The organism is Klebsiella sp. P1CD1, from assembly GCF_003790505.1.
In the GTDB taxonomy this organism is placed as follows: Bacteria; Pseudomonadota; Gammaproteobacteria; order Enterobacterales; family Enterobacteriaceae; genus Klebsiella; species Klebsiella variicola.
The window spans coordinates 4744140-4771139 of sequence record NZ_CP033631.1 but is presented as its reverse complement, the minus strand read 5'-3'; the positions used below and the strand labels follow the sequence as shown (position 1 = coordinate 4771139).

The following is a 27000-nucleotide window of genomic DNA, read 5'->3' as shown; positions in this document are numbered from 1 at the left end:
TATGCTTATTAAAATGTTAACTAAGGTTTTCGGCAGCCGTAACGACCGTACGCTGCGTCGTATGCGCAAAGTTGTCAATATCATCAACGGTATGGAACCGGCGATGGAAAAACTCTCTGATGACGAGCTGAAAGCGAAAACTGCTGAATTCCGCGCGCGCCTGGAAAAAGGCGAAGTGCTGGAAAACCTGATCCCGGAAGCCTTTGCCGTCGTTCGCGAAGCCAGTAAGCGTGTGTTCGGCATGCGCCACTTCGACGTCCAGCTGCTGGGCGGTATGGTGCTTAACGATCGCTGCATCGCCGAGATGCGTACTGGTGAAGGTAAAACGCTGACTGCGACCCTGCCGGCGTACCTCAACGCGCTGACCGGTAAAGGCGTCCATGTGGTGACCGTCAACGACTATCTGGCGCAGCGTGACGCCGAAAACAACCGTCCGCTGTTCGAATTCCTTGGTATGAGCGTGGGCATCAATATGTCCGGTCTGCCGGCGCCGGCGAAGCGTGAAGCCTACGCTGCCGATATTACCTACGGCACCAACAACGAATACGGCTTCGACTATCTGCGCGACAACATGGCCTTCAGCCCGGAAGAACGCGTTCAACGTAAACTGCACTATGCGCTGGTGGATGAGGTGGACTCCATCCTGATCGACGAAGCGCGTACCCCGCTGATCATTTCCGGCCCGGCGGAAGACAGCTCTGAAATGTACCGTAAGGTAAACAAAATTATCCCGCACCTGATCCGTCAGGAAAAAGAGGATTCGGATACCTTTACCGGTGAAGGCCACTTCTCTGTTGATGAGAAAGCCCGCCAGGTTAACCTGACCGAACGCGGTCTGGTGCTCATCGAAGAGCTGCTGGTGCAGGAAGGCATTATGGAAGAAGGTGAGTCGCTGTACTCCCCGACCAACATCATGCTGATGCACCACGTGACCGCCGCGCTGCGCGCCCATGCGTTGTTCACCCGCGACGTTGACTACATCGTTAAAGATGGCGAAGTTATCATCGTCGATGAGCACACTGGCCGTACGATGCAAGGCCGCCGTTGGTCCGATGGTCTGCACCAGGCGGTGGAAGCCAAAGAAGGCGTGGAGATCCAGAACGAGAACCAGACGCTGGCCTCTATCACCTTCCAGAACTACTTCCGCCTGTACGAGAAACTGGCGGGGATGACCGGTACAGCGGATACCGAAGCCTTCGAATTCAGCTCTATCTATAAGCTGGATACCGTTGTCGTGCCGACCAACCGTCCGATGATCCGTAAGGACATGGCGGATCTGGTCTATATGACCGAAGCGGAAAAAATTCAGGCGATTATCGAAGATATTAAAACCCGCACCGCTGCCGGCCAGCCGGTGCTGGTGGGGACTATCTCGATCGAAAAATCCGAAGTAGTTTCGCGCGAGCTGACCAAAGCCGGCATCAAGCACAACGTACTGAACGCCAAGTTCCACGCCAGCGAAGCGGATATCGTCGCCCAGGCGGGTTATCCGGCAGCGGTGACCATTGCCACCAACATGGCGGGTCGTGGTACCGATATTATGCTCGGCGGTAGCTGGCAGGCGGAAGTCGCCGCGCTGGAAAATCCGACGCCGGAACAGATTGAAAAAATCAAAGCGGACTGGCAGGTGCGCCATGATGCGGTTCTGGCCGCAGGCGGTCTACACATTATCGGTACTGAGCGTCATGAATCACGCCGTATCGATAACCAGCTGCGTGGCCGTGCGGGTCGTCAGGGTGATGCCGGTTCGTCTCGCTTCTACCTGTCGATGGAAGATGCTCTGATGCGTATCTTCGCCTCCGATCGTGTGTCCGGCATGATGCGCAAACTGGGGATGAAGCCGGGTGAAGCCATCGAGCACCCGTGGGTAACTAAGGCTATCGCCAACGCTCAGCGTAAAGTGGAAAGCCGTAACTTCGATATTCGTAAGCAGCTGCTGGAATATGATGATGTGGCCAACGACCAGCGCCGCGCGATCTACACTCAGCGTAACGAACTGCTGGACGTGTCTGATGTCAGCGAAACCATCAACAGCATCCGCGAAGACGTCTTTAAAGCGACTATCGATGCGCATATTCCGCCGCAGTCGCTGGAAGAGATGTGGGATATTGAAGGCCTGCAGGAGCGTCTGAAAAACGACTTCGACCTCGAGCTGCCGATCAAAGAGTGGCTGGATAAAGAGCCGGAGCTGCATGAAGAGACCCTGCGTGAACGTATTCTGCAGAGCGCGGTAGAAACTTACCAGCGTAAAGAAGAAGTGGTCGGTGCCGAGATGATGCGTCACTTTGAGAAAGGCGTGATGCTGCAGACCCTGGACTCCCTGTGGAAAGAGCACCTGGCAGCGATGGACTATCTGCGTCAGGGTATCCATCTGCGTGGCTATGCGCAGAAAGATCCGAAGCAGGAGTACAAGCGCGAATCGTTCTCTATGTTTGCTGCGATGCTGGAGTCACTGAAGTATGAAGTGATTAGCACCCTGAGCAAAGTCCAGGTGCGTATGCCGGAAGAAGTCGAAGCGATGGAGCAACAGCGTCGTGAAGAAGCCGAGCGCCTGGCGCAGATGCAGCAGCTCAGCCATCAGAGCGATGATGAGGCCGCTGCCGAGGATCTGGCGGCACAAACCGGCGAGCGTAAAGTGGGGCGTAACGATCCCTGTCCGTGCGGTTCCGGTAAAAAATATAAACAGTGCCACGGCCGTCTGAGCTAAGGCCTGATAAAAAAACAAAGGCGCAGAGTTCTGCGCCTTTTTTATGGAGCTGATCCAATGAAAAAACTGCAAATCGCCGTCGGGATAATTCGCAATCCACAAGGCGAAATCTTTATTACCCAGCGCGCCGCTGATGCCCATATGGCGAATAAGCTGGAGTTCCCGGGCGGGAAGATTGAATCTGATGAGACGCCGGAGCAGGCGCTAATTCGCGAGCTGCAGGAAGAGGTTGGAATTACGGTAAGGTCTGCAACGCTATTCGATAAGCTGGAGTATCAGTTCCCTGACCGCCATATAACGCTGTGGTTTTTCCTTGTGGAAAGTTGGCAAGGCGAGCCATGGGGTAAAGAAGGGCAACCGGGACGGTGGATGGCGGGTCAGACACTGGATCCAGAGGCGTTCCCCCCGGCGAATGAACCGGTTATCAACAAACTTATCGGCCTGGGCTGAGCGTCAAGCTACAACGCTAACCCGATAATTATCGGGTTAGCGTGCCGGTAAATCAGGGCTGCTGCTCGCTCCAGTCATCGCTGTCGGAGAGATCGCCCGCACTGGGGATGCGTTTCTCTTCTGCGGCCCATTCTCCCAGATCGATCAGCTGACAGCGCTTGCTGCAGAATGGACGAAAGGGACTCTGCTCGCCCCACACCACGTTTTTGCCGCAGGTCGGGCAGTTGACGATGGTCTCTTCAGACATGTTATCTCCTTAGCAGCAGGCCAGTTCAAAATCAAAGCGCTCCGGCACGATCCCATACTCACTGTCCAGCGGCAGGAAACGAATAGCGAAACGGCTCTTATGGCCGGAGATCTGCGGATACAGCTGGTGAGCCAGATCGAGACGCAGACGTAGCAGATCGGCATCTTCGCCATTATCCTGGTAAAAGCCGTTGAGGCTAGTCTGTTTGCGAAACAGCGCAGAGTTACGGATCAGGTCGAGGATCAGGTTCAGGGACTGGATCAGCGGATCGAGGCTGGCGAGCCAGTTGGCCACCTGCTCATCCCGATGCGCCTGTGGCATATGGAGCCAGATATGCAGGGTCGGTAAATCGAAGCTGCAGCAGCCGCCTGGAATACTCAGGCGCTGACGCACCAGCGCAATCAGGCGATCTTCACGCAGAAACTGGCCAATACGCGGCGCGGCCATCAGGGTGCTGGAGGATTGCTTCAGCTGCTGGCGTAGTTCGTTAATGCGCTCCTGATCGACGCCCGGTACTTCAGCCCAGGACTGGAGCTTGCGCTGCTGGCGCTCCAGTTCTTTAACCAGGTCGGTACGCACCTCGCCACGCTCCAGCACATCCAACAGATCGCCGGCGTTACGGAAAAAATGGAGCGCATCGGCATGAGTGGCAATCATCGGATGGAAAGCCATTTGCTGGATCAGAAATTCGATGCGCAGCCAGGTACGCATTTTCTCATTAAGAGGATGTTCAAACAGAACGGGGGTATGCATTACGAGTTTTCCTGTGAGGCGGCCTGCGATGCCAGCATTAAATACTTTTCGTGCAGGCGGGCAACATCCGATGCCACTGCATCCGGCGTGCCAGTGTTTTCAATAACATCGTCCGCGGCGGCCAGGCGCTGCTCGCGCGTGGCCTGAGCGGCAAGAATATGTTCTGCATGTTCGCGGCTGACCTTGTCACGCAGCATGGTGCGTTCGATCTGCGTTTCTTTTGGCACATCGACGACCAGTACGCGATCGGCCTGACCGGACAGGCGGTTTTCGACCAGCAAAGGTACGACCCAGAGGAGATAAGGGGAGGTAGCAGCCTGCATCTGGCGGCGCGTTTCCTGCTGGATCAGCGGATGCAACAGCGCGTTAAGCCAGGCTTTATCCTCCACGTGAGCAAAAATTTTTTCCCGCAGCAGGCGGCGGTTCAGCGTGCCGTCGGGGGCAATCATCTGCGACCCAAAGTGGCCGGCGATGGCCTGGAGCGCTGGGGTGCCAGGTTCGACCACCTGGCGGGCGATAACATCGGCATCAACAACGTTAACCCCGAGCTGCGCGAAGGCGTCGGCGACCGTGCTTTTACCGCTGCCGATCCCACCTGTTAACGCGACTGTGTACCCCATATCTTCTGACCCTGAAACGGATTGCTCGTATTTTTTGCATTCAGACAGCGATGACTGGCCGCACGTCGGAGAGGTGATAGTGATCATGTCGTGATAGTCACGTGCCAACCGGGATCGCCGCCCGCTATTCTGTTTCTTTTAATCAAGCAAATCAAATGGTTAAAAATAATACGCTGGCGAGGAAAGGCATAAGCGCTTTTTTCTCCATTCACCAGGTAAATTTATACGATTGTAGCGTAAAAAAAGTGAAAATCGCAGTCTTGCGCAGGCCTGATTCGTGCGTATGATAACGTCACTGGAGTTGTGCTCTCACAATAATGCAATTAACCCCAGGAATTCGCACATGCGTATTGAAGAAGATCTGAAGCTTGGTTTCAAAGACGTTCTTATCCGCCCGAAACGCTCTACTCTCAAAAGCCGTTCTGATGTTGAGCTGGAACGTGAATTCACTTTCAAACATTCAGGCCAGACCTGGTCCGGTGTGCCAATTATTGCGGCCAACATGGATACCGTCGGCACCTTCAGTATGGCGAAAGCGCTGGCCACTTTTGGTATTCTGACTGCGGTACACAAGCACTACACCGTTGAGGAATGGCAGGCGTTTGTACAGGGCGCGTCCGCAGATGTCCTCAAGCATGTGATGGTTTCCACCGGCACTTCCGATGCGGATTTCGAAAAGACGCAACAGATCCTCTCTCAGAATCCGCAACTGAAATTTGTGTGCATCGACGTGGCTAACGGCTACTCTGAGCACTTCGTGCAGTTTGTGGCGAAAGCCCGTGAAGCCTGGCCGCAGAAAACCATTATCGCCGGAAACGTGGTCACTGGTGAAATGTGCGAAGAGCTGATCCTCTCCGGCGCCGATATTGTGAAAGTCGGGATTGGCCCGGGTTCCGTCTGCACTACCCGCGTCAAAACTGGCGTCGGCTATCCGCAGCTCTCCGCCGTGATCGAGTGCGCTGATGCGGCGCACGGCCTGGGCGGCCAGATCATCAGCGACGGCGGATGCACCATGCCGGGTGATGTGGCGAAAGCTTTCGGCGGCGGCGCCGATTTCGTGATGCTCGGCGGCATGCTGGCGGGCCATGAAGAGAGCGGCGGAACCATCGTTGAAGAGAACGGGGAAAAATTCATGCTGTTCTATGGCATGAGCTCCGAGTCGGCGATGACGCGCCATGTTGGCGGTGTCGCGAAATACCGCGCGGCGGAAGGTAAAACCGTTAAGCTACCGCTGCGTGGCCCGGTGGATAATACTGCTCGCGATATCCTTGGCGGCCTGCGTTCAGCCTGCACCTATGTTGGCGCGTCGCGTCTGAAAGAGCTGACCAAACGGACGACCTTTATCCGCGTTCAGGAACAAGAGAACCGGATATTCAATAGCCTGTAAGCGGCTTCGCTGGCGCCTGTGCTGCGCCAGCGTTTCTCACCCTCCCGCCCCGCCAATGGCATCGCCCAGATGAAAAACGGGCAAATACATCGCCACCACCAGAATGCCGACCAGTGAACCGGTTATCACCAGCATGATGGGTTCGAGATGCGCAGCCAGACTGTCGGCTCGCTGATGCGTTTGCTCTCGATGATGGTGCGCCAGATTTTCCAGCATTTGATCCAGCGCCCCCGCGCTTTCACCCGTACGGATGAGCTGCAGGCACAGCGGAGTAAAACCGCCGCACCGGCTTAACGCCTGCCAAATCGGTTCCCCCTGGGCTATCAGCGTACGGGCTTGCGCCAGGCGCTGGCGCCAGAGTGGGCACGACAGAGTTGCTTCAACACTTTGCAAACCCTGCAGAAAGCTAATACCGGCGCTTTGGGTTAACGCCAGGATGGTAAAGATCAGGCTCAGCTGTTGGCCGCCGATCAGGGGGCCGATGAGAGGGAGCGCGTTCAGCAATCGCTGGCGACGCAGCAACCAGTCGCTACGCCGCCGGACCAGCTGGTTGAGCAGCAGCGGGCTCAGGAAAAGGGCCAGCAGTAGCGGCCAGCCGCGACTTAGCATGTCGCCTGCCGCAACGACCATCCGCGTCAACAGCGGCAGCGGCGTACTGAACGTCTGGTAGATGGCGGTGAACTCGGGCAGGACAAAATAGAGCATTCCCAGCACCACCAGCAGCGCCAGGGCGAGTACGATCAGCGGGTAACGCAGCGCTTTTTTGACCTTGCCGGCGAGCCGCTGCTGCTCCTGCTGTTGGTTGGCCAGCTGCAGGCAGCAGATATCAAGCTTGCCTGTCAGTTCGCCGGTGCTAATCATCGCCAGATAAAGCGGCGGAAAGGCTTGCGGCCACTGCGCCAGCGCGGTAGAGAAAGCTACGCCCTGAGCCAGCTCGCGGCCCAGGGACTCAAGCAGCGCTTGCCATTGCGGGTGTGGTTGCTGCTGCGCCAGCAGAGATAAACCGTCCGCCAGCGGCAGGCCGGCCTGCAGCAGGGTGGCGAGCTGACGGATCGTTTCGCTACTGTAGCGTGGGTGCCAGAGATTCAGCTTCACTGCACAGCGGCGCACGGCCAGCGGCATGACGCGCTGCTGCTGAAGGTCGTGCAGCACCTCCAGACGACTGGCTTGCCATAGCATCCCCTGGCAAGGGGCGCCGTGCGCATCGATACCGCGCCAGCGCCAGAGACGCTTAGTCGCCATGGGGGATCCCCAGCACCCGCACCACCTCTTCAAGGCTGGTCAGCCCCTGTTCGATAGCCTGACAACCGCTTTCAAAAAGCGTCATCATCCCCGCGGCTCGCGCCAGAGATTCAATTTCAATGGCATTCAGCCCCTGGACTATTCCCTGGCGTAACCCGGGGGTGACAGGCATGACCTCAAACAGCGCCAGCCTGCCGTGATAACCGTGATAACAGTGATCGCAGCCAGCCGCCTGCCAGCGCGGCAGCGGGCGTGGCCACAGGCTGTGCGGCAGGTCGGCGGCGCTACCGACATTGCGCCGACAGTGGGGGCACAGCTTGCGGACCAGGCGCTGGGCGATAACCAGCGAGAGCGCTGAAGATATCATCCAGCGGGCGATGCCCATCTGCTGCAGGCGGGTGAGGGTTTCGCTGGTGGAGTTGGTGTGCAGGGTGGAAAGCACCAGATGGCCGGTCTGGGCGGCTTTCAGGGCTATTTCAGCGGTCTCGGCGTCACGAATCTCGCCTACCATGACAATATCCGGATCCTGGCGTAACAGGGCGCGGAGTACGCTGTGAAAGGTGAGCCCGGAACGCGGATTAATTTGCGTCTGATTCATCCCGGCGATGGGGATCTCCAGCGGATCCTCGACGCTACAGATGTTCACTTGCTCCCGGTTTCTGGCCTGCAGGGCGCTGTAGAGGGTCACCGTTTTACCGCTTCCGGTCGGGCCGGTGACCAGCAGTAGACCCTGCGGCTGATTAAGCGCCTGGCGAAAAGCCGCCAGCTGGGAAGAGGAGAGTCCGAGGGCCTCCAGATCCAGGGCCTGGTCAACCTGATGCAGAAGACGCAGGACAATTTTTTCGCCATAGCGGCAGGGTAGAGTGGCGATGCGAAAGGAGAGCGGTCGTCCGCCGAGGTTCAGCGCGAACTGACCATCCTGTGGTAAACGATGCTCGGCGATATCGAGACTGGCCATGACCTTGAGTCGCGCGATAACCGGTGCCGCCAGCTCGGGGGCCAGCAACGGCAGGGCATGGAGGACGCCATCGACCCGCAGGCGGATGCGTAAATGCGTTTCCGTGGGTTCGATATGAATATCGGACGCCCGCTGACGCAGAGCCTGTTCGAGGATCTGGTTGACCCGTTCGGCGATATTCTCTGGCCCCGCGTTTTGCGCCAGTTGCGCCTGCTTTTCCTGGGCCTGCAGACGCTTGTCCATTTGTTCCTGGCTCCAGCATTCAATATCGATTCGCTTTTGCGTCGCGAAGCGCAGCGCCTCCATCAGCTCCGCCGGTGGGGTATCGACCACCGCAATGGCTATTGTCTGCTCGTCGCTATGCAGCAACATGGCGTGATAGCGGCGACAGAGAGGGATCAGCTGTTCTGTTTTCATGTGTTTGCCCTTACTTCACCCGGAAGACGTCTTCGCAGGCCTGCTGAAGGGCGCTGTTGCCGGTGATAGTGCAGACGCGCTGCCAGCCAGTGACGCCCTCGGCGTTATCCCAGGTCGGCGTCAGGGTGACGCCCAGTCCGTTCAGGCTTTCCTGGCCGGTGAGGGTGACGACCCCTTTGGCCACGCTCATGGCGGAGAGGTAGCGAGTGGTTGTCGGCGAGGGAATGCCGTTGCTGCCGCCGTCACATACCGTCAGGCCGCCATGATCGAGCGCGCAAAGTTCGATGGCCGTCCGGTAAGGGACAAAGGTCTGCAGCAGGTCGGTGAGGGCGGCTTTACGCAGGTAGTTCTGGTAGGCCGGGATGCCAATGGCGCTGAGAATAGCGATGATCCCAATGACCACCATCAGTTCAATCAGGGTGAAACCACGTTGTTTATCCATAAGTCGCTCCTTGTTGTGACAGGAGCACTGTGACGGGATTCGGGATGTCAGGCGAGAAGGCGAAAACGATCCGGGAAACCAGATTCCAGGGTTTTTACTTTGCTTACATGGTGGGCATGAACGGCTGCGAGTCGGCTCGCAAATTCAGGCCCTCACGTCCGGAAGCGTGAAGGCCAATTGCTTAGCGAAAACGCATCGACAGGTCGAGCGCCTGCACATGTTTGGTCAGGGCGCCGACGGAGATATAGTCGACGCCGGTGTCGGCAAATTCGCGGATGGTGTCGAAGGTGACGTTACCGGAGACCTCCAGCGCCGCCTGGCCTGCGGTGATTTTCACCGCCTCGCGCATCAGGTCGGTGGTGAAGTTATCGAGCATAATGATGTCCGCCCCGGCTTTTAACGCCTGCTCCAGCTCATCCAGGGTTTCCACTTCCACTTCCACCGGCACATCAGGATGTAGCCAGAACGCCTTTTCCACCGCCTGACGGATCGAGCCGGAGGCGATGATATGGTTTTCTTTAATCAGGAAAGCGTCGAACAGGCCCAGGCGGTGGTTGGCTCCGCCGCCGCAGAGTACCGCGTATTTCAGCGCGGTACGCAGCCCTGGCAGCGTTTTACGGGTATCCAGAAGTTGGGTTTTGGTGCCGGCCAGCAGGTCGACGTAGCGACGGACGACGCTGGCGACGCCGGAGAGAGTTTGCACAAAGTTCAGCGCCGTGCGTTCGCCGGTGAGCAGAATACGCGACGGGCCTTCCAGCTCGAACAGCGGCTGGTCGGCTTTGACCGCATCGCCGTCGGCCACGTGCCAGGTGATATTCACGTCGTCACCGGCGAGCTGAATAAAGACCTCTTCCACCCAGCGTTTGCCACAGAAGACGCCATCTTCGCGGGTAATGACCACCGCATGGGAGCGTGCATCCTGCGGCAATAATTGCGCGCTAATATCGTTGTTGGCGTCGACTTCGCCGCCCAAATCTTCCCGCAGGGAGTGTGCGACAGCATCGGTAATATCGAGGTTAATACGTTCCAGCAGCACGTCACGGCGGCGGTCGGGGTTGTAACGACGAGGCGACATGATAAAGCTCCAGATAGATAAGATTCAGAAGTGGGAAACATGCTAACCTGAACGACGTTTCAGTACCATACACACTTCATCCTTTGGGCCGGCGTGTGGCCCGGAAGCATGAGTTCGCGAAAGGAGATCCCGCATGCAGTTGAACGAGGGATGGCTGGTCGGCGCGCGTCGGGTTCCCTCGCCGCACCATGACTGCCGTCCGGATGAAGAAGCCCCTTCCTTACTGGTGGTGCATAACATTAGCCTGCCACCGGGTGAATTTGGTGGTCCGTGGATTGATGCGCTGTTCACTGGCACCCTGGATCCGCATGCGCATCCTTTCTTTGCCGAGATTGCTCATCTGCGCGTTTCGGCACATTGTCTGATTCGCCGTGATGGCGAAATCGTGCAGTATGTGCCTTTCGATAAGCGTGCGTGGCATGCGGGGATCTCCTGCTATCAGGGGCGAGAACGCTGCAATGACTTTTCCATTGGCATTGAGCTGGAAGGCACGGATACCCTGGCGTATACCGATGCGCAGTACCAGCAGCTGGCGGCGGTGACGGAACTACTGATCACGATTTACCCGGCTATCGCCGAAAACATCGCGGGCCACAGCGATATCGCGCCCGTGCGGAAAACCGATCCAGGACCGGCCTTTGACTGGATAAAATTCCGGGCGCTACTCAGTGCGCCGTCAGATAAGGAGACATCATGACGCTGTTTACGACGCTGCTGGTGCTTATCGCCGAACGGCTGTTTAAGCTGGGCGAACACTGGCAGCTTGATCATCGGCTGGAGGTGGTGTTCCGCCGGATAAAACATTTTTCGCTGCTGGGCACGCTGCTGATGACGGTGGTGGCTGTCGCGGTGGTGTATCTCATTCAGCGCCTGCTGCAGGGGCAGCTATTTAACGTACCTCTGCTGGTGTTCTGGATCTTGCTGGGCCTGTTGTGCATCGGGGCAGGCAAGGTTCGGCTGCATTATCATGCCTATCTGAAAGCGGCGTCGCGCAATGACAGTCGCGCCTGCGATGCCATGGCCAGCGAGCTGACGCTGATCCACGGCGTACCGCCGGGCTGCGATGAGCGTGAATATCTGAGTGAGCTGCAAAATGCGCTGCTGTGGATTAACTATCGATATTACCTGGCGCCGCTTTTCTGGTTTGTGGTGGGGGGCGCGTGGGGGCCGCTGACGCTTATCGCTTATAGCGTCCTGCGTGCCTGGCAGACGTGGCTGGCGCGCTACCAGACGCCGCATCATCGTTTGCAGTCTGGAATCGATGGTCTCTTGCATATCGTGGACTGGCTGCCGGTGCGTCTGGTGGGGGTTGTCTATGCTCTGGTGGGGCATGGAGAGAAAGCGCTCCCGGCGTGGTTTGCATCGTTAGGCGACCGCCATTCATCGCAGTATCAGGTATTGACCCGCCTGGCACAGTATTCCCTGGCTCGTGAACCGCACGTGGATAAAGTGGCGACCCCGAAGGCCGCGGTGTCGATGGCCAAGAAAACCTCGCTGGTGGTGGTGGTGATCATGGCGCTGCTGACGATTTACGGCACCCTGGTTTAACGGCCTGAGCCCGCGCTCAGCCTGCCACGATGCATGCACCTGCGGGACTCTTGCTGCCGGGTGGCGGCTTCGCCTGACCCGGCCTGCAGAACCGCGTCAGCGGGCTTCATTCCGAACCGCTACAGCGTATCCGCCGGCGGGATGCCGAAGTCGGGCATCCCGTCCTCCCTCCAGCTGACGAGTTTTAACCGCGTATGGCGATTGGGGTCATACAGTGGATCGCCTTCTATCTCGGTGTAATTCCGCGCGTGATACACCAGCACATCTTCCCCTGCCGGCGTTTGGGTAAAACTATTATGGCCCGGGCCATACTGGCGGTTTTCATAGCTGGTACGAAAGACCGGCTGCGGGGCTTTATGCCAGTTCGTCGGCTGCAGCGGATCGGCCTGCAGATCGATCCAGAGTAACCCCATGCAGTAGTTTTCATCGGTGGCGCTGGCGGAATAGCTGATGAACAGCTTATCGCCATGCACCAGCACCGCAGGACCTTCGTTGACCTTAAATCCCCGGCACTCCCAGTCGAACTCCGGCTTGCTCAGCATGACCGGCTCGCCTTTTAGCGTCCACGGGTTGGCCATTTCAGCAAGATATAAGTTTGAGTTGCCTTCGATATGCGGGGATTTTTGCGCCCACAGATACCAGCGTTTGCCCTGATGGATAAAAGTAGTGGCATCGAGGGCGAAGGTATCGAAAGGCGTGACCACCTGGCCTTTTTCCTGCCAGCGACCGGTCAGCGGATCGTTGTCGGCGCACTCGAGAACGAACATGCGATGCTGGAACATCCCCAGCGCATCCAGATCGTGAGTATGGGTGGCGGCAAAATAGATATACCACTTACCGTCTATTTCATGCAGCTCCGGCGCCCAAATCAGCTGGCTCATCGGCCCGCTTTGCGGCGCGCGCCAGACCACTACCGGCTCAGCATCGCGCAATCCTTCAAGGGTGGCCGCGCGCCGGATCTCCAGCCGGTCATATTCCGGTACCGAGGCAATAAAGTAGTAGTGATTAAGGTGGCGCAGAATAAAGGGGTCTGCGCGCTGTTCAATAAAGGGGTTTGGCCAGTTGTTCATCAGGCTTTCCTTACGTGTTCACTGGTTTTCAGTTCCTGGTATTCGTTCAGCTCGCTGTAGTTGCTGCGGCGCTTCTCTAAATCGCTTTGAATCTGGCGCATCAGGGTGCGGTCAACCTTCAGCAGGCGCACCACGCCGGCGGTGATCAGATAGCCGACGCCGGGGATGACCGAGAATAGGAGCACGATGCCGTTGAGGGCGGAGGCGCTTTGCGCTTTCGCGCCGGCGTCGTAGCCGTACCATGACAGCAGGAAACCTACCATTGCTCCGGCGACAGCCAGGCCGACCTTGAGGAAGAACAGATTACCGGAGAAGCTAATGCCGGTGATGCGCTTACCGGTTTTCCACTCGCCATAGTCGTCAACGTCGGACATCAGCGACCAGTGCAGCGGAGAGGGGATCTGATGCAGGATGTTGAGCAGGAAGTAGAGCACCATAATCAGCGTGGTGGCGTGCGGATTAAAGAAATAGAAGGCGCAGGAGAAAATCGCCAGCACGATGTTGGTCCAGAAGAAAACCTGCAGTTTGCACCAGCGGTCGGTGAGGACTTTCGCCAGCATGCTGCCAATCATCATCCCGACCACGCCGAGGCTGATAAACAGGGTGGCAAAATGGGTGCTTTGTCCCATCACCCAGGTGACGTAATACATGGTGGCGGCCATGCGAATAAAGCCCGGGCAGACGTTGCACAGCGTGAGCAGCAGGATGCGCACCCACTGGTCATTTTTCCACACGTCTTTGAGGTCTTTTTTCAGTTCATCATTCGTCTGCACCGCCGGGTGTATGCGTTCACGCACGGTAGCGAAGCAGAACAGGAACATACACATGCCGATAAAGGCCAGCACGGTCATCGCCATCTGGTAGCCCTTCGCTTTATCGGCGCCGCCGAACCAGTCGGCCATTGGCAGCAGCGTCAATGACAGCAGCAGCGTGGCGATACCCACCATCACAAAACGATAGGACTGGCAGGCAACGCGTTCTTTCGGATTAGCGGTCATCACCGTTCCCAGCGAGCAGTAGGGGATGTTAATCGCGGTATAGGTCACCGACAGCAGAAAGTAGGTCACGAACGCATAGATAACTTTGCTGTTATAGGTCCACTCAGGAGTAGTGAACATCAGCACGCTGAACAGGGCGTAGGGGAAGGCAATCCACAGTAGCCATGGACGAAAGCGGCCATATTTACTGCGGGTACGGTCGGCAAGGGCGCCCATAATCGGATCGGTCACCGCATCGATGACGCGCACCGACAACAGCAGTACGCCGACCAGCGCCGGCGCCAGGCCGAAGATATCGGTATAAAAATAGTTAACAAACAGCATGATGGCGCCAAATATGATATTGCATCCGGCATCACCCATCCCGTAACCAATCTTTTCCTTTATTGATAGTCTATTGTCTGCCATGTGCGGTCTCTCCGTTGCAGTATGGAGAGAATTATTGGCTGCTATCGAGGGAAATACGTTGCAGGAACTCGTTAACGATATGGATATATCAGCTATGGAGGGGAAAGTGTGAAGCAGATAACAATGCTCTGCGCCCGTTATTCAGGGAGGGGCGCAGAGCAAAGAGAAATATTTATGAGATGTATTATTGTGCTTTTATGGTGGCGGCGGCTTTCTGTTTAAACAGATAGCCCACGCCCAGCACCGCAATCCATACCGGGATCAGCCAAACGGAAATCGCCATCCCCGGGGTCATCAGCATAATCACCAGCACTGCCGCCATAAACAGCAGGCACACCCAGTTACCCAGCGGGTAGAAGAGGGCAGGGAAGCGAGTGGTGACCCCCTGCTGCTGTTTGGCGCGACGGAATTTCATATGCGCCAGGCTGATCATCGCCCAGTTGATAACCAGGGCCGAGACCACCAGCGCCATCAACAGGCCGAAGGCGGATTCCGGCGCCAGGTAGTTTATCAGTACGCACAGCGCGGTCACCAGGGCCGAGACGAGGATGGTATTCACCGGCACGCCGCGTTTGTCGACGCTGAGCAGCGCTTTCGGCGCGTTACCCTGCTGGGCAAGGCCGAACAGCATACGGCTGTTGCAGTAGACGCAGCTGTTATAAACCGACAGAGCCGCCGTCAGCACCACGACGTTAAGGGCATTTGCCACCAGCGTATCGCCAAGCTCATGGAAAATCAGGACGAATGGGCTGGTGTCCGCGGTCACGCGGGTCCACGGCAGCAGGGAGAGCAGCACCGCCAGCGAGCCAACATAGAAGATCAGGATACGGTAGATAACCTGGTTGGTGGCTTTCGGAATGCTTTGCTCCGGATTATCCGCTTCCGCCGCGGTGATCCCCACCAGCTCCAGACCGCCGAAGGAGAACATGATGATCGCCATCATCATTACCAGTCCGGTAAAGCCGTGCGGCAGGAAGCCACCCTGATCCCACAGGTTACGTACCGTCGCCTGCGGGCCGCCGTTGCCGCTGAACAGCAGCCAGCCGCCGAACAGAATCATCGCCACCACGGCGACCACTTTGATAATCGCGAACCAGAACTCCATTTCCCCGAACACTTTCACGTTGGTCAGGTTAATGGCGTTGATAGCGATGAAGAAGACCGCCGCAGAGGCCCAGGTCGGGATTTCCGGCCACCAGAACTGGATATATTTGCCGACGGCGGTGAGTTCCGCCATGGCCACCAGGACATACAGCACCCAGTAGTTCCAGCCGGAAGCGAAGCCGGCAAAGCCGCCCCAGTATTTATATGCGAAGTGGCTAAACGAACCTGCTACCGGCTCTTCCACCACCATCTCACCCAACTGACGCATGATCAGAAAGGCGATAAAGCCGGCGATAGCGTAACCAAGAATGATACCCGGGCCGGCGGACTGAATGACGGACGCGCTTCCCAGAAACAGGCCGGTGCCGATAGCCCCGCCCAGCGCGATAAGCTGAATGTGGCGGTTTTTCAGGCCGCGCTTCAGCCGATCGCCGTGCTGTTGACCTTCCATATGAAACCTCGTGTGTGGTTATTTTTTGTGTACGTCATCCGTCAGGTTGCTGCTGCTCTGCTGTCCCTGCCAGAAAGCATAGCCAGCGAAAATTTGGGCGAAGTGGCTCACTTTTTACCTGAGTGATGGCGCGCACATATTGTTGTGTTTGTGTATTTAGCGACTTCCGTTTCTGTATTGTTTTGTTTACGGAAGGCGGTGTGGTAATTCAAAAAAAGGCCTTTCGTCTGAGGGAGAATAGTGTTAAGCGCGACCGAATGCACCTGCTTTATGAAGGGATGATGACGATGTGTCTAAAAAGACATCAATAGACACATTCAGTATTATTCCATCGCATTACCCATGAGTGGTTATTTATTCTGTTAATTTGATTTTTTATTCATCTATGGCGCAGTTGAATCGGTTCAGATAGCGTAATTTTTCGTTTCCATAAAGTTAACGCTACCCCTTTGTGAGTAAACGTAACATTTGTGCAAGGTTACATTTCTGAAATGTTATTTCTGTAAGGTTGTTAAAATGTCCGCGGTTTACTGATTTCAATCAAAACCTGTATGGACAGAAGGTGAATACTTTGTTACTTTAGCGCTACGAACTTTAAATTGGTAAGACCAATTGACTCCGGGCTAATGGCAGAGACAGGGAATATGGCCTACAGCAAAATCCGCCAACCAAAATTATCCGATGTGATAGAGCAGCAGCTGGAGTTTCTGATCCTTGAGGGGACCTTGCGCCCCGGTGAAAAACTTCCGCCCGAACGCGAACTGGCTAAGCAGTTCGACGTTTCCCGCCCCTCGCTGCGTGAGGCGATTCAACGCCTCGAAGCCAAGGGCTTGTTGCTTCGTCGTCAGGGAGGTGGAACGTTTGTTCAGAGCCGCCTGTGGCAGAGCTTCAGCGATCCGCTGGTCGAGCTGCTGTCCGATCACCCTGAATCCCAATTCGATCTGCTTGAGACCCGTCACGCGCTGGAAGGCATCGCGGCTTATTACGCGGCGCTGCGCAGCAATGATGAAGATCGCGATCGTATCCGCGAGCTGCATCAGGCCATTGAACGGGCGCAGCAGTCGGGCGATCTGGACGCTGAGTCCGGCGCCGTCGTCCAGTATCAAATCGCCGTCACCGAGGCGGCACACAATGTGGTTTTGCTCCATCTGCTAAGGTGTATGGAGCCGATGCTGGCACAAAACGTTCGTCAGAACTTTGAATTGCTGTATGCCCGCCGGGAAATGCTCCCGTTGGTCAGCAACCATCGTACTCGCATTTTCGAGGCGATAATGGCCGGGGAGCCGGAGCAGGCGCGTGAGGCGTCGCACCGTCACCTGGCGTTCATTGAGGAAATTTTGCTGGACCGTAGCCGTGAGCAGAGTCGTAGAGAGCGCTCACTGCGTCGTTTACAGCAACGAAAGGACGAGAACTCCGGTTCTTAAGCGCCATTTTTAGAGCGCGGCAACTAAACGCAGAACCTGTCTTATTGAATTTTTGGTTGTTCAAAGGTGAAGAACGAAGAGTTCAATGGGACAGGTTCCAGATTAATCAACGATTAGATAGATAAGGAATACCCCCCATGTCAGAACGTTTACCAAATGACGTGGATCCGATCGAAACTCGCGACTGGCTACAGGCGATCGAATCGGTCATCCGTGAAGAAGGTGTTGAGCGTGCTCAGTATCTTATTGACCAACTCCTTTCTGAAGCCCGCAAAGGCGGGGTGAAAGTGGCTGCTGGCGTATCGACCGGCGGTTACGTCAACACTATTGCCGTTGAAGATGAACCGGAATACCCGGGTAATCTGGATCTGGAACGTCGTATCCGTTCTGCGATCCGCTGGAACGCGATCATGACCGTTCTGCGCGCATCGAAAAAAGATCTCGAACTGGGCGGCCACATGGCTTCCTTCCAGTCTTCCGCAACCTTCTACGAAGTGTGCTTCAACCACTTCTTCCGCGCACGCAACGAGCAGGATGGCGGCGATCTGGTGTACTTCCAGGGCCACATCTCTCCGGGCGTGTATGCGCGTGCTTTCCTGGAAGGTCGTCTGACTGAAGAGCAGATGAACAATTTCCGTCAGGAAGTTCACGGTAAAGGTCTGCCCTCTTATCCGCACCCGAAACTGATGCCGGAATTCTGGCAGTTCCCGACCGTTTCTATGGGTCTGGGCCCAATCGGGGCAATTTATCAGGCTAAATTCCTGAAATATCTGGAACACCGTGGTCTGAAAGACACCTCCAAACAAACCGTTTATGCTTTCCTGGGCGACGGTGAGATGGACGAGCCGGAATCTAAAGGTGCGATCACCATCGCCACCCGCGAGAAGCTGGACAACCTGGTCTTCGTTATCAACTGTAACCTGCAGCGTCTTGATGGCCCGGTAACGGGTAACGGCAAAATCATCAACGAACTGGAAGGCATCTTCGCGGGCGCAGGCTGGAACGTTATCAAGGTTATCTGGGGCGGTCGTTGGGATGAGCTGCTGCGTAAAGACACCAGCGGTAAGCTGATCCAGCTGATGGAAGAAACCGTTGACGGCGATTACCAGACCTTCAAATCCAAAGACGGTGCATATGTGCGCGAGCACTTCTTCGGTAAATATCCGGAGACCGCGGCGCTGGTTGCCGACTGGACTGACGAGCAGATTTGGGCCCTGAACCGCGGCGGCCACGATCCGAAGAAAGTTTACGCTGCACTGAAAAAAGCGCAGGAAACCAAAGGCAAAGCGACCGTAATCCTCGCCCATACCATTAAAGGTTACGGCATGGGTGACACCGCTGAAGGTAAGAACATCGCCCACCAGGTTAAGAAAATGAACATGGACGGCGTTCGTTACGTCCGCGATCGTTTCAACGTGCCGGTTGCCGATGCCGATCTCGAAAAACTGCCGTACGTCACCTTCCCGGAAGGTTCCGAAGAGCACACCTATCTGCACGCTCAGCGCCAGAAACTGCACGGCTATCTGCCGAGCCGTCAGCCGAACTTCTCTGAGAAGCTGGAGCTGCCGACGCTGGAAGATTTCGCTCCGCTGCTGGAAGAGCAGAATAAAGAGATCTCTACCACTATCGCATTTGTTCGTGCCCTGAACGTGATGCTGAAGAACAAATCCATCAAAGACCGCCTCGTGCCGATTATCGCCGACGAAGCGCGTACTTTCGGTATGGAAGGTCTGTTCCGTCAGATCGGTATTTACAGCCCGAACGGCCAGCAGTACACCCCGCAGGACCGTGAGCAGGTTGCTTACTACAAAGAAGACGAGAAAGGCCAGATCCTGCAGGAAGGGATCAACGAGCTGGGCGCAGGCGCATCCTGGCTGGCTGCGGCGACTTCTTACAGCACCAACAACCTGCCGATGATCCCGTTCTACATCTACTACTCGATGTTCGGGTTCCAGCGTATCGGCGACCTGTGCTGGCAGGCAGGCGACCAGCAGGCTCGCGGCTTCCTGATCGGTGGTACTTCCGGTCGTACAACGCTGAACGGCGAAGGTCTGCAGCACGAAGATGGCCACAGCCATATTCAGTCGCTGACTATCCCGAACTGTATCTCTTACGATCCGTCCTATGCATACGAAGTGGCGGTCATCATGCATGATGGCCTGGAGCGTATGTACGGTGAGAAACAAGAGAACGTTTACTACTACATCACTACGCTGAACGAAAACTACCACATGCCGGCCATGCCGGAAGGCGCCGAGGAAGGTATCCGTAAAGGTATCTACAAACTCGAAACCATTGAAGGTAGCAAAGGTAAAGTTCAGCTGCTGGGCTCCGGTTCTATCCTGCGTCACGTTCGTGAAGCAGCGCAGATCCTGGCGAAAGACTACGGCGTGGGCTCTGACGTGTATAGCGTCACCTCCTTCACCGAACTGGCGCGTGATGGCCAGGATTGCGAACGCTGGAACATGCTGCACCCGCTGGAAACCCCGCGCGTGCCGTATATCGCTCAGGTAATGAACGACGCTCCGGCCGTGGCATCCACTGACTATATGAAACTGTTCGCTGAGCAGGTTCGTACTTATGTACCGGCTGATGATTACCGCGTACTGGGTACCGATGGCTTCGGTCGTTCCGACAGCCGTGAAAACCTGCGTCACCACTTCGAAGTCGATGCTTCCTATGTGGTCGTTGCAGCGCTGGGCGAACTGGCTAAACGTGGTGAAATCGATAAGAAAGTGGTGGCTGACGCTATCGCGAAATTCGACATCGATGCAGAAAAAGTTAACCCGCGTCTGGCGTAAGAGGTAAAAGAATAATGGCTATCGAAATCAAAGTACCGGACATCGGGGCTGATGAAGTTGAAATCACCGAGATCCTGGTCAAAGTGGGCGACAAAGTAGAAGCTGAACAGTCGCTGATCACCGTAGAAGGCGATAAAGCCTCTATGGAAGTCCCGTCTCCGCAGGCTGGCGTCGTGAAAGAGATTAAAGTCTCCGTCGGCGACAAAACCGAGACTGGCAAACTGATTATGATTTTCGATTCCGCCGAGGGTGCAGCAGCCGCTGCACCTGCGCAGGAAGAGAAGAAAGAAGCCGCGCCGGCTGCGGCTGCGCCAGCAGCTGCCGCGGCAGCGAAAGAAGTTCACGTCCCGGATATCGGCGGCGATGAAGTTGAAGTCACCGAGATCATGGTTAAAGTGGGCGACACCATCGCCGCTGAGCAATCCCTGATCACCGTAGAAGGCGATAAAGCCTCTATGGAAGTGCCGGCGCCGTTCGCGGGTACCGTGAAAGAGATCAAAATCAACACCGGTGACAAAGTGTCCACCGGCTCCCTGATCATGATCTTCGAAGTGGCGGGCGCTGCGCCTGCCGCCGCACCTGCTCAGGCTGCTGCTCCGGCGGCGGCTGCTCCAGCTGCGGCTGGCGGTGCGAAAGACGTTAACGTACCGGACATCGGCGGCGACGAAGTTGAAGTCACTGAAGTGATGGTTAAAGTCGGCGATAAAGTGGCTGCTGAGCAGTCCCTGATCACCGTCGAAGGCGACAAAGCGTCTATGGAAGTGCCGGCGCCATTCGCAGGTACCGTCAAAGAGATCAAAATCAGCACCGGCGATAAAGTCAAAACCGGTTCCCTGATCATGGTCTTCGAAGTGGAAGGCGCTGCGCCTGCCGCCGCGCCGGCTCAGGCTGCTGCTCCGGCACCGGCTGCTGCACCGGCTCAGGCCGCTAAGCCTGCCGCTGCACCGGCTGCGAAAGCAGAAGGCAAAACTGAATTCGCTGAAAACGATGCTTACGTTCACGCGACGCCGCTGATTCGCCGCCTGGCGCGCGAGTTCGGCGTTAACCTGGCAAAAGTGAAAGGCACCGGCCGTAAAGGTCGTATCCTGCGCGAAGACGTTCAGGCTTATGTGAAAGACGCGGTTAAACGCGCTGAATCCGCACCGGCGGCTGCCGCTGGCGGCGGTATCCCGGGCATGCTGCCATGGCCGAAGGTTGACTTCAGCAAGTTTGGTGAAATCGAAGAAGTGGAACTGGGTCGTATCCAGAAAATCTCTGGGGCTAACCTGAGCCGTAACTGGGTGATGATCCCGCACGTTACCCACTTCGACAAAACCGATATCACCGATCTGGAAGCGTTCCGTAAGCAGCAGAACGCCGAAGCTGAGAAGCGTAAACTGGACGTGAAATTCACCCCAGTGGTCTTCATCATGAAAGCCGTTGCCGCTGCGCTTGAGCAGATGCCGCGCTTCAACAGCTCGCTGTCCGAAGATGGTCAGCGCCTGACGCTGAAGAAATACATCAACATCGGTGTGGCGGTTGATACCCCGAACGGTCTGGTGGTTCCGGTCTTCAAAGACGTGAATAAGAAGAGCATCACCGAGCTGTCTCGTGAACTGACCACCATCTCGAAGAAAGCGCGCGATGGCAAACTGACGGCTGGCGAAATGCAGGGCGGTTGCTTCACCATCTCCAGCATCGGCGGCCTGGGCACTACCCACTTCGCGCCGATTGTTAACGCGCCGGAAGTGGCCATCCTGGGCGTGTCTAAGTCCGCGATGGAGCCGGTATGGAATGGGAAAGAGTTCGTTCCGCGTCTGATGATGCCGATCTCTCTGTCCTTCGACCACCGCGTCATCGACGGTGCTGATGGTGCCCGCTTCATTACCATCATTAACAACACCTTGAGCGACATTCGCCGCCTGGTGATGTAATCGAAAAAGCCGGCCTGACGGCCGGCTTTTTTCTGATAACCTCAGGCTGTTGGGGATTATCAGCAACAAAGGACAAAATCGTTTGCCGTTTGTTGTTTAAAAATTGTTAACAATTTTGTAAAATACACGCGGATAGAACGTCCCGGTGGACTTGGGCGTAAGAATAATAGCGTCAGACCCGCCGGATATAAATTACAGAGGTCATGATGAGTACTGAAATCAAAACTCAGGTCGTGGTACTTGGGGCAGGCCCCGCAGGTTACTCTGCAGCCTTCCGTTGCGCTGATTTAGGTCTGGAAACCGTCATCGTAGAACGTTACAGCACCCTCGGTGGCGTTTGCCTGAACGTGGGTTGTATCCCGTCTAAAGCGCTGCTGCACGTGGCAAAAGTTATCGAAGAAGCGAAAGCGCTGGCCGAACACGGCATCGTTTTCGGCGAACCGAAAACCGACATTGACAAGATCCGCACCTGGAAAGAAAAAGTTATCACTCAGCTGACCGGCGGCCTGGCTGGCATGGCTAAAGGCCGTAAAGTGAAAGTGGTTAACGGTCTGGGTAAATTTACCGGCGCCAACACCCTGGAAGTGGAAGGCGAAAACGGTAAAACCGTGATCAACTTCGACAACGCTATCATCGCGGCGGGCTCCCGTCCGATTCAGCTGCCGTTTATCCCGCATGAAGATCCGCGCGTATGGGACTCCACCGACGCCCTGGAACTGAAATCCGTACCGAAACGTATGCTGGTCATGGGTGGCGGTATCATCGGTCTGGAAATGGGTACCGTATACCATGCGCTGGGTTCAGAGATTGACGTGGTTGAAATGTTCGACCAGGTTATCCCGGCTGCCGATAAAGACGTGGTGAAAGTCTTCACTAAACGCATCAGCAAGAAATTCAACCTGATGCTGGAAACCAAAGTGACTGCCGTTGAAGCGAAAGAAGACGGTATTTACGTTTCCATGGAAGGCAAAAAAGCGCCGGCTGAAGCGCAGCGTTACGACGCCGTGCTGGTCGCTATCGGTCGCGTACCGAACGGCAAAAACCTCGATGCAGGCAAAGCCGGCGTGGAAGTGGACGATCGTGGCTTCATCCGCGTTGACAAACAAATGCGCACCAACGTGCCGCACATCTTTGCTATCGGCGATATCGTCGGTCAGCCGATGCTGGCGCACAAAGGCGTGCATGAAGGTCACGTTGCCGCAGAAGTTATCTCCGGCCTGAAACACTACTTCGATCCGAAAGTGATCCCGTCCATCGCCTACACCGAGCCAGAAGTGGCATGGGTTGGTCTGACTGAGAAAGAAGCGAAAGAGAAAGGCATCAGCTACGAAACCGCCACCTTCCCGTGGGCTGCTTCCGGCCGTGCTATCGCTTCCGACTGCGCAGACGGTATGACCAAACTGATCTTCGACAAAGAGACCCACCGTGTTATCGGCGGCGCGATTGTCGGCACCAACGGCGGCGAGCTGCTGGGTGAGATCGGCCTGGCTATCGAAATGGGCTGCGACGCTGAAGACATCGCGCTGACCATCCATGCTCACCCGACTCTGCACGAGTCTGTTGGCCTGGCGGCAGAAGTCTTCGAAGGCAGCATCACCGATCTGCCAAACGCCAAAGCGAAGAAAAAGTAACTTTTTCTTTCAGGCTAAAAGCATAAGCGGCTCCCGGAGCCGCTTTTTTTATGCCTGATGTTTAGAACTATGTCTCCGTTCATAAACCGCTACACCTCATACATACTTTGAAAATAATCACGCCATAAACTTATAGGCAGTTAACGATATAGTTGAGGTGTGAGATGAAACGCTTTTTAACCGCAGCGCTGGTCGCTGCAACGTGCCTATCCGGTGTGGCCTGCGCGGCTGACGCCACCATCCCCTGGGCGGACAACAGCGGTGGCACGGAAACGACCCATATCGCGGCGATGGGGCAGGATCTGAATGCCCAGCATCAGCAGGTGACGAAGACGAATGAGGGGGTATGGGCGGCGAACTCCGGAAGCATCAGCGCTGATGAAGCGGCATTATCCAGCACAAAGCCGACTTTTGCTGGCGATCCGTCTCTGATGCCCCATCAGGGCTAAGCGAATAGAAACGCCAGGTTGCTTGAGGGCAACCTGGCGTTTTTTTATGGTTTGACAACCTGCCAGCCGGCGTCAGCATCGGGGGCAAAGCGCGTGATGGCCTGCGCTTTTGCGGCGCTCTCTTCGCCGAGATTAGCCTGATAAACGGTATCGTGCAGATCGATCATAAAGCTCATCACTCCGGTTTCACCCCATTCCACAGGCCAGGCAAGCAAGGCCGCATCCTGGTCATCGCGGCCTGCGATAATGCGGAAACGATAGCCATGATAACCGGCGCCGGGCTCCGTCGGGCTGAATGCCGGCCCCAGCGGGCTGGGCGTCTCACCCGGCGACGTCGGCCAGTACAACCCATCTTTTTTGCCTTCACTGCTGATGATTTTCTGCGCCCAGCGGTGATTAAGCTGGTAGTAATCCTGCTGGGCGTCAATGTAAGCGTGCATGGCGGCTATCGCTGACAGTTCATTGCGACCGATGGCGCGGGTGAGGATCTCCTCTTCGCCTGCGGCCATATCAAAGCGCCAGCCCTGAGACGTTTTTACGATAGGCACCGGCAACCGCCATGCCTCGCTGCCGACGTCGAGCCAGGCGTTATCACCCTGCTGCACGATGACATGTTTTACCTGCCAGTCGCGCTGAAAACGGTCGACGGCGCTGGGGTCGATCCCATCGGTAGGTAAAAATTGCTGCCAGTTATCGCCGAGCACCTTGCTCAGCGCCGCTTCATTTTGCTGGCTGAGCGCCTCAGCCAGCGCGCTCGCGGCCTGTTCCGGTGTAGAAAACTGCTGCTGGGCGAAGGCGGCTAACGGTGACAGTATCAATGTGAACAGGGCAATAGGTAATAGGTTTCTCATTCTGCTCATCCTCAGCGGCGGCGCAGTTCATGGTGTTCGGAAAGACGTTCTCTGGCGCCGCCACGCTCCTCGCGGTTTACAGCGGAAAACTGCCGACTTTGCAGTCCCCGTTCCTGCTGCGCTTGCCAGGAGGGGGCGCGGCTTTCGTTGCCGCTAAGAGCGCTGGCGCGTAAATGACTAACCTGCTGCTGACGCTGCGCGGGCGTGGCGGACTGGATCTGCTGCCGATGCTGTTGCTGCTGAGGTGTCAGGTTCTGCTCGCGGCTCTTAACGGTTTCCCGACGCTGCTGTTGCTGCGGCGTGGGATTTTTCAACTGCGTTTTCGCCGCCTCGCGACGCTGCTGCTGGGTCGAGGTTGGTGTGCTGTCGTAACCGCGATAGTTGCTGCGCTGGGTGGCTTGTTTCAATTGCGCCGAAGCTGCCTGACGCTGGGCATCGCGTGAGGCGTTGTTTGCCGCCAGGTTGCCCGCTGTCGCCGCCGGTACGTTATGCTGCAGCTGGGTCATCGCTGCCTGGCGCTGCGCTTCGCGATCGACTGGCGCATGTTGGGTAGCGCTCATTCCGCCGGAAACGTTGGTCTGATGGAAGCGTTGAGCAACCGTATTATCGGGATACGGTGTGTGACCGCGATAGGCAGGATTATGCTGCCAGTTAACGTGGTTGCCCGGCAGGTTTTCTCCCGTTATATGATTGAAATTATTTACATTAATATTGATGTTATCGCCATTATGCGAGTAATCGCCGTGGTGATAGTCGTCATCGTGATGGTGGTGGTCATCATCATCATCCCAGTCGATGCTGCTAAACAGCGCCCAGGTAGTGGCCACGCCCAGGCTGTAACCGAAGCCTTTGACGAAGCTATCGGTAAACTGCTCCCCGGGAGGCGGCGGCAGGTAGACCGGCGGATAGGCGCTGTTCGGCCAGGTGCCATAGACGGTGGAGGGGTTATAGCTGGGAACATAGACCACCTGCGGATTGGTCGGTTCTATTTTAATAACCTGCGTGGGCGCAGGCGCCGCCGAGTGGGTGGTGGACGTTGCTGCCGTGCTGCTGGGGGAAACCGGTGCGGCAGGGGTGACAATCACTTTCTGCTGTGGCGTGGATTTCAGGGTTCCGGTCTGCTGGGCAATAGTACGCAGGCGCTGCACCGAGTCCATCACATCATGCGGCTGGGCCAAAAACGCATTGCCGAGGTTCTCCACCCAGGGCGGATTTTCGCCCATCATCGCCAGCAGGGCAGGGAAAGCGACAAGGGATTTGACGCTGGGATCCCACGGCTGACTGGCAACCGCCTGAACCGCCGCATCCCCTTTCATCGCGGGGTTATCCAGGGACCACTGTACCGCCTGCATGACGTTGTCGGGATAAGTGGAGGCCATCAACACCTGCGACAGCAGACTGTCCGGGTAGAGCGCGATGGGCGCGACCCACTGATCAATTTGCGCCTGGGTGTAGGTGGTGGTCACCGGCTGCGCTGCGGCAGGAGGTGAGGTTGGCGTTGGCGCCGGTGCAGGCTGCGCCGCCGCCTCAGTGACCGTCTCTGGAGTACGGCTTTGCACATAGAGTGTTCCCGCCGCCGCGAGTAAGCCAGCGCTACAGAGCAGGGCGATGATATGGGGTTTGAACGGCAGTGACATGGAAGCTCCTGACCCAAAAAGTAACCCATCTCGCTAAAGTATCGGCGAAAACGGCGCGTTTGCTGAGTATAAGTAAGCGGTATGGCTTTTTATTGATTATTGTTGGGATCGGCCCGGGGAGTTGTACGCGGAAAGGAATTTTTGTCGCGGGATTTGAACAGAAAGCCTGCAATATCCTGCCCTTAACGATTCAGCTAAATTTTAATGTTGCTTTTTTGTAAACAGATTAACACCTTTCAAAAATCCTGCTATGCTGCCGACGCGGTATCGGGCATTTACCCTACAAACTGCTGTCTCACAGGAGCGTGAAGAAAATCGCCCAGCCACTAAATCCTTCAAGATGCGTCAAGGCGGCAAACTGCCAATACCGAAGCAGATTGATTGAAGACGTGTAGGCCGCATTATGACAATGAGAAG

At 56.4% G+C, this 27000-nt stretch carries 22 protein-coding genes; 10 read left to right on the top strand and 12 right to left on the bottom strand.

The window, feature by feature from the left end:
* The first annotated feature begins 1 nt into the window (after position 1).
* Entirely contained in the window at positions 2-2707 is a 2706-nt protein-coding gene (gene secA / locus DTA24_RS23630; protein ID WP_008807427.1) for a preprotein translocase subunit SecA, read from the top strand.
* Between the two features lie 57 nt (positions 2708-2764).
* The gene (gene mutT / locus DTA24_RS23625; protein WP_012968936.1) at positions 2765-3157 is read left to right on the top strand and encodes an 8-oxo-dGTP diphosphatase MutT; all 393 of its coding nucleotides are present in this window, start codon (positions 2765-2767) and stop codon (positions 3155-3157) included.
* A 52-nt stretch (positions 3158-3209) separates the two neighbouring features.
* Here mutT and yacG read toward each other — a convergent pair whose 3' ends face one another.
* From yacG to coaE, 3 genes are read right to left on the bottom strand one after another with little or no spacing between them, the layout of a single operon-like run.
* A complete protein-coding gene (gene yacG, locus DTA24_RS23620) occupies positions 3210-3404 on the bottom strand; it encodes a DNA gyrase inhibitor YacG (RefSeq protein ID WP_008807425.1) in 195 nt (64 codons plus the stop codon).
* Between the two features lie 9 nt (positions 3405-3413).
* Entirely contained in the window at positions 3414-4157 is a 744-nt protein-coding gene (zapD, locus tag DTA24_RS23615; protein ID WP_023322067.1) for a cell division protein ZapD, read from the bottom strand.
* Positions 4157-4777 (bottom strand): dephospho-CoA kinase, encoded by a 621-nt coding sequence (gene coaE, locus DTA24_RS23610; RefSeq protein ID WP_016160296.1) that lies wholly within the window; start codon positions 4775-4777, stop codon positions 4157-4159. Before coaE ends, zapD begins: the two co-directional genes overlap by 1 nt.
* A gap of 343 nt (positions 4778-5120) precedes the next feature.
* Between coaE and DTA24_RS23605 the strand changes: the two genes are divergently transcribed.
* The gene (locus tag DTA24_RS23605; protein WP_012542849.1) at positions 5121-6164 is read left to right on the top strand and encodes a GMP reductase; all 1044 of its coding nucleotides are present in this window, start codon (positions 5121-5123) and stop codon (positions 6162-6164) included.
* 36 nt (positions 6165-6200) lie between these two features.
* On the opposite strand, the gene hofC is transcribed toward DTA24_RS23605, so the two are convergent.
* The 4 genes from hofC to nadC form a co-directional block, all read right to left on the bottom strand.
* Entirely contained in the window at positions 6201-7406 is a 1206-nt protein-coding gene (hofC, locus tag DTA24_RS23600; protein WP_016160297.1) for a protein transport protein HofC, read from the bottom strand.
* On the bottom strand, positions 7396-8781 hold the full coding sequence (gene gspE, locus DTA24_RS23595) for a type II secretion system protein GspE (protein ID WP_032756219.1): 1386 nt from the start codon (positions 8779-8781) through the stop codon (positions 7396-7398). Before gspE ends, hofC begins: the two co-directional genes overlap by 11 nt.
* Before the next feature lie 10 nt (positions 8782-8791).
* Complete coding sequence (gene ppdD / locus DTA24_RS23590; RefSeq protein ID WP_008807418.1) at positions 8792-9223, bottom strand: prepilin peptidase-dependent pilin; 432 nt, start codon at positions 9221-9223, stop codon at positions 8792-8794.
* Between the two features lie 181 nt (positions 9224-9404).
* Positions 9405-10298 carry a carboxylating nicotinate-nucleotide diphosphorylase gene (gene nadC / locus DTA24_RS23585; protein ID WP_002888684.1) on the bottom strand — a complete coding sequence of 298 codons (894 nt, stop codon included), beginning with the start codon at positions 10296-10298 and terminating at the stop codon, positions 9405-9407.
* 133 nt (positions 10299-10431) lie between these two features.
* On the opposite strand from nadC, the gene ampD reads away from it, so the two are divergent.
* Together ampD and ampE are read left to right on the top strand one after the other, a co-directional pair.
* A complete protein-coding gene (gene ampD / locus DTA24_RS23580) occupies positions 10432-10995 on the top strand; it encodes a 1,6-anhydro-N-acetylmuramyl-L-alanine amidase AmpD (protein WP_012968932.1) in 564 nt (187 codons plus the stop codon).
* Complete coding sequence (gene ampE / locus DTA24_RS23575) at positions 10992-11846, top strand: beta-lactamase regulator AmpE (RefSeq protein ID WP_012542846.1); 855 nt, start codon at positions 10992-10994, stop codon at positions 11844-11846. The genes ampD and ampE overlap by 4 nt, the downstream gene beginning before the upstream one ends.
* A gap of 119 nt (positions 11847-11965) precedes the next feature.
* On the opposite strand, the gene DTA24_RS23570 is transcribed toward ampE, so the two are convergent.
* From DTA24_RS23570 to aroP, 3 genes are all read right to left on the bottom strand, one after another.
* A complete protein-coding gene (locus tag DTA24_RS23570; protein WP_044649833.1) occupies positions 11966-12916 on the bottom strand; it encodes a family 43 glycosylhydrolase in 951 nt (316 codons plus the stop codon).
* A complete protein-coding gene (locus DTA24_RS23565) occupies positions 12916-14322 on the bottom strand; it encodes a glycoside-pentoside-hexuronide (GPH):cation symporter (protein WP_123837080.1) in 1407 nt (468 codons plus the stop codon). Before DTA24_RS23565 ends, DTA24_RS23570 begins: the two co-directional genes overlap by 1 nt.
* Positions 14323-14506: 184 nt before the next feature.
* Positions 14507-15877, bottom strand: a complete 1371-nt coding sequence (aroP, locus tag DTA24_RS23560; protein WP_008807413.1) for an aromatic amino acid transporter AroP — start codon at positions 15875-15877, stop codon at positions 14507-14509.
* A gap of 644 nt (positions 15878-16521) precedes the next feature.
* On the opposite strand from aroP, the gene pdhR reads away from it, so the two are divergent.
* From pdhR to DTA24_RS23535, 5 genes are all read left to right on the top strand, one after another.
* Positions 16522-17301 (top strand): pyruvate dehydrogenase complex transcriptional repressor PdhR, encoded by a 780-nt coding sequence (gene pdhR / locus DTA24_RS23555; RefSeq protein ID WP_002888699.1) that lies wholly within the window; start codon positions 16522-16524, stop codon positions 17299-17301.
* Positions 17302-17438: 137 nt separating this feature from the next.
* On the top strand, positions 17439-20102 hold the full coding sequence (aceE, locus tag DTA24_RS23550; RefSeq protein WP_123837079.1) for a pyruvate dehydrogenase (acetyl-transferring), homodimeric type: 2664 nt from the start codon (positions 17439-17441) through the stop codon (positions 20100-20102).
* Between the two features lie 14 nt (positions 20103-20116).
* On the top strand, positions 20117-22015 hold the full coding sequence (gene aceF / locus DTA24_RS23545) for a pyruvate dehydrogenase complex dihydrolipoyllysine-residue acetyltransferase (protein ID WP_032731619.1): 1899 nt from the start codon (positions 20117-20119) through the stop codon (positions 22013-22015).
* 206 nt (positions 22016-22221) lie between these two features.
* On the top strand, positions 22222-23646 hold the full coding sequence (lpdA, locus tag DTA24_RS23540) for a dihydrolipoyl dehydrogenase (RefSeq protein WP_002888731.1): 1425 nt from the start codon (positions 22222-22224) through the stop codon (positions 23644-23646).
* Positions 23647-23810: 164 nt separating this feature from the next.
* Entirely contained in the window at positions 23811-24095 is a 285-nt protein-coding gene (locus DTA24_RS23535) for a hypothetical protein (RefSeq protein ID WP_008807410.1), read from the top strand.
* 44 nt (positions 24096-24139) lie between these two features.
* On the opposite strand, the gene DTA24_RS23530 is transcribed toward DTA24_RS23535, so the two are convergent.
* On the bottom strand, positions 24140-24946 hold the full coding sequence (locus tag DTA24_RS23530) for a DUF2950 family protein (RefSeq protein WP_032701154.1): 807 nt from the start codon (positions 24944-24946) through the stop codon (positions 24140-24142).
* Between the two features lie 11 nt (positions 24947-24957).
* Positions 24958-26583, bottom strand: coding sequence for a DUF3300 domain-containing protein (locus tag DTA24_RS23525; protein ID WP_123837078.1), 1626 nt, complete (start codon positions 26581-26583; stop codon positions 24958-24960).
* Between the last annotated feature and the right edge of the window lie 417 nt (positions 26584-27000).

Excerpts from the sequence above, each read along its gene's own strand:
- yacG (WP_008807425.1), bottom strand. The coding sequence starts at position 3,404 with ATGTCTGAAGAGACCATCGTCAACTGCCCGACCTGCGGCAAAAACGTG.
- nadC (WP_002888684.1), bottom strand. The coding sequence starts at position 10,298 with ATGTCGCCTCGTCGTTACAACCCCGACCGCCGCCGTGACGTGCTGCTG.
- pdhR (WP_002888699.1), top strand. The coding sequence starts at position 16,522 with ATGGCCTACAGCAAAATCCGCCAACCAAAATTATCCGATGTGATAGAG.
- aceF (WP_032731619.1), top strand. The coding sequence starts at position 20,117 with ATGGCTATCGAAATCAAAGTACCGGACATCGGGGCTGATGAAGTTGAA.
- ampD (WP_012968932.1), top strand. The coding sequence starts at position 10,432 with ATGCAGTTGAACGAGGGATGGCTGGTCGGCGCGCGTCGGGTTCCCTCG.
- DTA24_RS23570 (WP_044649833.1), bottom strand. The coding sequence starts at position 12,916 with ATGAACAACTGGCCAAACCCCTTTATTGAACAGCGCGCAGACCCCTTT.
- mutT (WP_012968936.1), top strand. The coding sequence starts at position 2,765 with ATGAAAAAACTGCAAATCGCCGTCGGGATAATTCGCAATCCACAAGGC.
- secA (WP_008807427.1), top strand. The coding sequence starts at position 2 with ATGCTTATTAAAATGTTAACTAAGGTTTTCGGCAGCCGTAACGACCGT.
- ampE (WP_012542846.1), top strand. The coding sequence starts at position 10,992 with ATGACGCTGTTTACGACGCTGCTGGTGCTTATCGCCGAACGGCTGTTT.
- DTA24_RS23525 (WP_123837078.1), bottom strand. The coding sequence starts at position 26,583 with ATGTCACTGCCGTTCAAACCCCATATCATCGCCCTGCTCTGTAGCGCT.
- DTA24_RS23530 (WP_032701154.1), bottom strand. The coding sequence starts at position 24,946 with ATGAGAAACCTATTACCTATTGCCCTGTTCACATTGATACTGTCACCG.
- aceE (WP_123837079.1), top strand. The coding sequence starts at position 17,439 with ATGTCAGAACGTTTACCAAATGACGTGGATCCGATCGAAACTCGCGAC.
- gspE (WP_032756219.1), bottom strand. The coding sequence starts at position 8,781 with ATGAAAACAGAACAGCTGATCCCTCTCTGTCGCCGCTATCACGCCATG.
- DTA24_RS23605 (WP_012542849.1), top strand. The coding sequence starts at position 5,121 with ATGCGTATTGAAGAAGATCTGAAGCTTGGTTTCAAAGACGTTCTTATC.
- ppdD (WP_008807418.1), bottom strand. The coding sequence starts at position 9,223 with ATGGATAAACAACGTGGTTTCACCCTGATTGAACTGATGGTGGTCATT.
- coaE (WP_016160296.1), bottom strand. The coding sequence starts at position 4,777 with ATGGGGTACACAGTCGCGTTAACAGGTGGGATCGGCAGCGGTAAAAGC.
- zapD (WP_023322067.1), bottom strand. The coding sequence starts at position 4,157 with ATGCATACCCCCGTTCTGTTTGAACATCCTCTTAATGAGAAAATGCGT.
- hofC (WP_016160297.1), bottom strand. The coding sequence starts at position 7,406 with ATGGCGACTAAGCGTCTCTGGCGCTGGCGCGGTATCGATGCGCACGGC.
- DTA24_RS23565 (WP_123837080.1), bottom strand. The coding sequence starts at position 14,322 with ATGGCAGACAATAGACTATCAATAAAGGAAAAGATTGGTTACGGGATG.
- aroP (WP_008807413.1), bottom strand. The coding sequence starts at position 15,877 with ATGGAAGGTCAACAGCACGGCGATCGGCTGAAGCGCGGCCTGAAAAAC.
- DTA24_RS23535 (WP_008807410.1), top strand. The coding sequence starts at position 23,811 with ATGAAACGCTTTTTAACCGCAGCGCTGGTCGCTGCAACGTGCCTATCC.
- lpdA (WP_002888731.1), top strand. The coding sequence starts at position 22,222 with ATGAGTACTGAAATCAAAACTCAGGTCGTGGTACTTGGGGCAGGCCCC.